We start from the raw sequence: 4925 nt of genomic DNA, 5'->3' as shown, positions 1-4925 counted from the left end.
CCTGACCGGCCGCCCCTGACCGGCCGTCATCCGGCCGGCCATCCCGCGTAACCGCGGCCGCCTCTCCGGGCAGGGTTGGAGGAGCCCGCCGGCTCCGTGGCGGGAACAGCGGATAGTGGTCATCGTGTCACGGTTCATCCGTGCTCCCGCCCGGTTCCGTTCGACGTCTCATGTGACGCCTCATGCGGCCTCTCACGCGACCTCGGTGACGAAATGGGACAGGCCTTCCGCGGCGTCCCCGAGCACGATGACCGCCGAGCGGACCACGTAAGCGGCGTCGCTTGGCGTGTTCGCCAGATAAAAGATCAGCAATGCGAGCAGGGACAGATGCGTCAGCTTTTTCACGGTCATGCCGGACCTCGCGGGAGACGGGGTGGACAGGCGCCGTCCACGCTCACCGGAGCCTCCCGCCATCCACGCTCGATGACATGTCGACCGCTCGTTTGTGTAATCGAGTGGAAACTCTGGGTGCCCTCTGTCCGGGAAGCGGGGCAGGTGGCTCCGTTGACGACCGCGGTGCCGAACGTCCCGTCATCGCTCGACGTCCCTAAGGGGAACACTCTCCGTGAACAGTCCGGTGCGCCCGGACGGTGCGGGAGAGCGGGCAATGACGGGGAACGCGGGCAACGGTGTGAGACGGCCAGGACTGTGTGCGATGGCCAGGACCGGACGAGACGCCAGCCGCGGTGCGGCCGGCGCGGCATGCGCCCAGGGGTGCCCAGGGGTGCCCAGGGGTGCAGGGGCCCAGGGGGCCCGGCGGCGTCAGGAGGGCTTGAGGACGGTGGATATGAGGCCGTCCGGCCCGACCCGGCGGACGATCCCGCCGTACTGGGCGATGTAGACCGCGCCGGTGCCGTCGACGGCGATCCCGGTCGGCGCGTAGACCCGGGCCTCCCGCGCGTCGCCGCCGTCCCCGGGCTCGGTGGCGGCGCGGGACCCGGCGAAGGTGCTGATCACGCCGGTGGCCGCGTCCACCAGCCGGATCACGTTGTTCGCGTAGTCGGCGATGTAGAGATCACCGTTCGGCGCGAGCGCGATCCCGCTGGGATCCCCGAGCGTCACCGCGGTCGCCGGGGAGCCGTCCCCGGCGCTGCCGACCGGCGGCGGTGAGGCGGTCGGCGTGGGCGACGCCGTGCCCGTCGCTGACGGTGCCGCGCCGGCGAAACGGGAGATGACGCCCTTCGGGCTGATCTTCCGGACTGTTTCCGTCCCTCTGTCGAGGATGTAGACGCTGCCGTCCCTGGCGATGACGACACTCGCCGGATTGTTCAACAGGGCGTCGGCGGCCGGGCCGTTGTCACCCGACGTCCCGCTGGTCGACGAGCCCGCGACCGCGGCGATGCGGCCGGTGGCGACCGTGACCTTCCGTACCCGGCTGCCTTCGGAAAAGAGGACGTCGCCGTTGTCGTCGACCGCGATCCCGCGTGGGCCCGACAGTTCCGCGGCGGCTGCGGCCCCGTTGTTTCCCGTGAATCCGTCCAGCTCGGAACCGCTGCCGGCGACCACGGAGATGCCGCCGTCCCTGGTGATCATGAAAACCTGGCCGTCGGAGGTGCTGGTGGCGACGTAGATCGCGCCGGCGGTGTCGACCGCCACACTGCCCGGTGAGGCCAGGACCTTCCGGCGGGCGTCGGTGTCGGCCGTGGGCTGTGCGCTCGCCCCGGCCGTCGGCCTCGGTGACGGCGGGCGGGAACCAGCCAGCCACTCGACGGTCCCGGCCGGGCTGAGCGTCAGGACGCGGCCGGCGCTGCTGTCCGACACGACGATGGTGCCGTCCGGGCCGATGGCGATGCCGTTCACCGAGGAGAGCGCGCCCGTGATGGTGGGGCCGCTGTACGCGGCCCGGCCCGGCCGTGGGCCGGAGCCACCGCGTGAGAGCGCGACCAGGATGACGGCGACCAGGACGAGTACCAGGACACCGGCGCCGATCCGGTTGCGCCGCGGCCCGAACAGGGCCGCCACACGCCGTGCCCCCGGACCGGCTGCCCCCGGACCGCGTGCTCCCGGATCACGCGTCCGCGGACCGCCTGCCCCGGGGTACTCCTGGCCGCGCTCTCCAGCGTCAGCCGGCCGGCCGTCCGGTGAGCCGGGCGGAGGAGTCCGGGTGGGAGCCGTGAGCGGGTGGAGCGGCCTGCCGTCCGGCGGTCCAGCGCTCGGGCCTCCCCGGGGCTGCTGGGCCGGTTGCCAGGCCGCCGGGGCCGGCACCGGGCCGTCCGGCCAGCCGGCCACCGGATCCGCCGCCGGGGCCGGCGGGGAGCCCGGGGTGACCAGCCGGGTCGTGTCGCCCTCCGTGCCAGTGCCGGTGCCAGTACCGGGGCCTGCGCCAGGGCCTGTGCCAGGGCCTGTGCCAGGGCCTGTGCCAGGGCCTGAGGCTGTGTCGGACGCCGACCACCATGGCTGGGCCGTCGCCGGGCGTGTCTGTGCTGCCCGCGGGCGGGCTGTGGCCGCCGTGTCACCTCGAGCCGCTGTGTCACCTCGAGCCGCCGCGGTGACGGCGTCCGGCAGGCTGGTGGGTACTCCGCTGGCGGTCAGCCAGCCGGGGCCGTAGACGCTGGCCGCGGCCCGCGCCAGATCGATGGCGAACTCCTGGGCGGAGGAGTGCCGGGCGGGCGGGTGCTTCTCCAGCGCGCGCCCGATCACGGCGGCGACCGGCTCCGGGGCCTCCGTCAGGTGCGCGGGCGGCACGTTGAGGTGATGGTGGAGCATCGCCGGGACGCTCAGGTGCCGGTCGAACGGGGGCCGGCCGGCCAGCAGTTCGTAGAGGACGAGCCCGAGGGCGTACAGGTCCGTCGCCGGGCTGAGCCGGTCACCGCTGATCTGCTCCGGCGCCATGTAACGCGGCGTGCCCACCAGTCCGGTGGTGGTGGTCGCCGTGGTCTCGAGGATCTTGGCGATGCCGAAGTCGGTCACCTTGGGCAGGCCGGTGCTGGTGAACAGCAGGTTGTCCGGCTTGATGTCCCGGTGCAGGACGCCCCGCGCGTGCGCGGCGGCCAGCGCGGTGGCGGCCGACAGCCCGATCGCGCAGGCCGCCGGCTGCCTCGGCCCGCCAGGCCCGCCAGGCCCGCCGGACCCGGAAAGGCCGTTGCCACGCCGCTGCCGGCCGTCCGGGCCGGTGGCGAACCGCTGGCGCAGGCTGCCGCCGGTCAGTTTCTCCATCACCAGCAGGCACAGGCCACCGCGTTCCACATAGTCGTAGACCCGGACGACATGGGGATGGTCGAACCCGGCGAGCAGCCGCGCCTCCACCAGGAACCGTTCGCGGACCTCCTCGGCCCCGCCGTCCTCCTCGGGCAGCACCTTGACGGCGACATCACGCTGGATCAGTCTGTGCCGGCCGGCGAAGACCACACCGAAGCCCCCGCGGCCGAGCTCGTCACCGACGTCGTAGTCCGGTAACGCGGCCGCTACCCGTGCGCGGTCGACTGCCATGTCGTGGTCCTACTCGATTCCTCGGGGTCGCCGGCGCGCGGGAAAGGGAAGCGAACGAAGTACACAGGCCAACGAAGTGCCTGAAGTGTACGAAGTGCGTGGAGCGCACATGGTGGCACCACCGCCGGCCGCCAGCTGCCCGGGTGGCCGGCGACACGCGGTAAGGATCATGATCCGACGGTTCCCGGCCGGTCTACCCGGTCTGGGCAACGGTCGTGATGATGCCGGTGGTGCTGACGCGCCGGACGCGGTCGTTCTTGTCGTCGGCGATGTAGAGGTTGCCGGCGCCGTCGACGGTGACGCCGGTCGGGCTGGACAGCTGCGCCCGGACAGCCGCCGCGCCGTCCCCGGCGGAGCCGGCGGTCCCGTTGCCGGCGACAGTGGTGATCACGCCGTTGGTGGCAACCCGCCGGATGCGCTCGTTGCTGTAGTCGGCGATGTAGAGGACGCCGTCCGGGCTGAGGGTGGCGCTGGGGACGCGCAGCTGGGCCGCGGTGGCCGGGCCGCCGTCCCCGCCGTAGCCGGAGGTGCCGTTCCCGGCGGCGGTCGTGATGACACCGTCGGGGCTGACCTTGCGGATCCGCGCGTTGCCGAGCTCGGATATGTAGAGAGTGCCGTCAGCGGCCACGGCCAGGTTGTTGGGGTTCTTGATCTGGGCCTGGGCGGCCGGGCCGCCGTCGCCGGAGAAGCCGGCCGTGCCGGTGCCGACGACCGTCGTGATGATCCCCTGCGGGTCGATCTTCCGGATGCGCTGGTTGTCGTAGTCGGAGATGTAGACCGAGCCGTCCGCGGCGATCGCCAGCCCGTAGGGCTCGTTGAGCTGGGCCGCCGTCGCCGGGCCGCCGTCGCCGGAGAAACCCGCGGTGCCGGTGCCGGCGATCGTCGTGATGATCCCCCGCGGGTCGACCTTCCGGATGCGGTGGTTGTGCGAGTCGCTGATGTAGACGTTGCCGTCCGCGTCGACGGCCGTTGTGGCCGGGCTGTCCAGCTCCGCCTGGGTGGCCGGGCCGCCGTCGCCGCCGAAGCCCGCGTTGCCGCTGCCGGTGCCGGCGACGGTGGCCACGGTTCCGTCCGGGGAGATCTTGCGTACCTGGTGGCTGGTCCAGTCGGTGATGTAGAGCGCGCCCGCCCGGTCGATCGTGACGTCGTACGCGTCCAGGCCGGGCAGGGTCAGCGCCGTGCCCGAGTAGGCGGTGCCCGGGACGAACAGCGCGGAGCGCTGGGGCGGGGCGTCTGCGCCCGAGGCCGCCACCAGGGTGATGCCGACGCTCAGCGCGGCGACCACGACGAACACGACTCCGGTGATCAGCCACATCCGGCGGCGGGACGGCCGTCGCTGGCCCTGCGGCCATCCCGGGCCGGGTCCCGGGGGTGGCTGCGGGCCCGCGGGCACCCGCCCGTCCCGGGGCCCGGACGGCCCGGACGGCCCGCCGCCGGGAGCGAACGGGCTGGGCTGCCACCAGTCCGTACCGGGCCGGCCCGGCGGGGGGTACGGG

General features: G+C 73.4%; 3 protein-coding genes. All 3 read right to left on the bottom strand.

Annotated elements, in window-relative coordinates; translation table 11 throughout:
• Nucleotides 1-192 precede the first annotated feature (192 nt).
• Entirely contained in the window at nucleotides 193-351 is a 159-nt protein-coding gene (locus NBW84_RS20525; protein WP_175648265.1) for a hypothetical protein, read from the bottom strand.
• A 411-nt stretch (nucleotides 352-762) separates the two neighbouring features.
• Nucleotides 763-3429 carry a protein kinase domain-containing protein gene (locus NBW84_RS20520; RefSeq protein WP_250286513.1) on the bottom strand — a complete coding sequence of 889 codons (2667 nt, stop codon included), beginning with the start codon at nucleotides 3427-3429 and terminating at the stop codon, nucleotides 763-765.
• Between the two features lie 193 nt (nucleotides 3430-3622).
• The coding region (locus NBW84_RS20515) for an NHL repeat-containing protein (protein ID WP_250286512.1) at nucleotides 3623-4925 on the bottom strand (1303 nt) is incomplete at its 5' end.

The sequence above is a fragment of the Protofrankia sp. CiP1_Cm_nod2 genome, assembly GCF_920664355.1.
Lineage (GTDB): Bacteria > Actinomycetota > Actinomycetes > Frankiales > Frankiaceae > Protofrankia.
This window is presented reverse-complemented; position numbering and strand designations above follow the sequence as displayed.

Bases quoted from the DNA above. Each gene is read 5' to 3' on its own strand.
- NBW84_RS20525 (WP_175648265.1), bottom strand. From the start codon at position 351: ATGACCGTGAAAAAGCTGACGCATCTGTCCCTGCTCGCATTGCTGATC.
- NBW84_RS20520 (WP_250286513.1), bottom strand. From the start codon at position 3,429: ATGGCAGTCGACCGCGCACGGGTAGCGGCCGCGTTACCGGACTACGAC.